The organism is Mycolicibacterium sp. XJ879 (assembly GCF_053483935.1).
In genome coordinates, this window is the sequence record NZ_JBEFTH010000037.1 from 1 (window position 1) to 788 (window position 788).

Sequence of the window (788 nt, forward strand, 5' to 3'; positions counted from 1 at the left end):
GGGTTGCCGCGGGTGCGTGATTTGTCGGGGCCGATGGCGGCTGTGGGTGGGTTGTTTGCGATGTCGGCTGATGCGGTGCGGTTTGTGTTTCGGCGGCCGTTTCAGTGGCGGGAGTTTTTGGAGCAGTGTTGGTTTATTGCGCGGGTGGCGTTGGCGCCGACGTTGTTGGTGGCGATTCCTTTTACGGTGTTGATTAGTTTCACGCTCAATATTTTGTTGCGGGAGTTGGGTGCGGCGGATTTGTCGGGGGCGGGTGCTGCGTTTGGTGCGGTGACGCAGGTGGGTCCGATTGTGACGGTGTTGATTGTGGCTGGGGCGGGGTCGACGGCGATTTGTGCGGATTTGGGGTCGCGCACGATTCGTGAGGAGATCGACGCGATGGAGGTTTTGGGGATTGATCCGGTGCAGCGGTTGGTGACGCCGCGGATGTTGGCTTCGGGTTTGGTGGCGTTGTTGCTCAATAGTTTTGTGGTGGTCATCGGGATTGTGGGTGGCTATATGTTTTCGGTGTTTATTCAGGATGTGAATCCGGGGGCGTTCGCGGCGGGGATCACGTTGTTGACCGGGGTGCCTGAGGTGATCATCTCGTGTGTGAAGGCGGCGTTGTTCGGGGTGATCGCGGGGTTGGTGGCCTGTTATCGGGGGTTGTCGATCTCTGGGGGTGGGGCTAAGGCGGTGGGTAATGCGGTCAACGAGACGGTGGTGTATGCGTTTATGGCGTTGTTTGTGATCAATGTGGTGGTGACCGCGATCGGTATTCGGATGACGACGGGATAGCGGGTCATCTG

Annotated in this window: 1 protein-coding gene; it reads left to right on the plus strand. The window is 58.8% G+C overall.

What is annotated here, in order from left to right; all coding sequences use genetic code 11:
- Nucleotides 1-33 precede the first annotated feature (33 nt).
- Nucleotides 34-777 carry an MlaE family ABC transporter permease gene (locus ABQF13_RS25285; RefSeq protein WP_448395550.1) on the plus strand — a complete coding sequence of 248 codons (744 nt, stop codon included), beginning with the start codon at nucleotides 34-36 and terminating at the stop codon, nucleotides 775-777.
- Nucleotides 778-788: the final 11 nt, after the last annotated feature.

Excerpts from the sequence above, each read along its gene's own strand:
- ABQF13_RS25285 (WP_448395550.1), top strand. The coding sequence starts at position 34 with ATGGCGGCTGTGGGTGGGTTGTTTGCGATGTCGGCTGATGCGGTGCGG.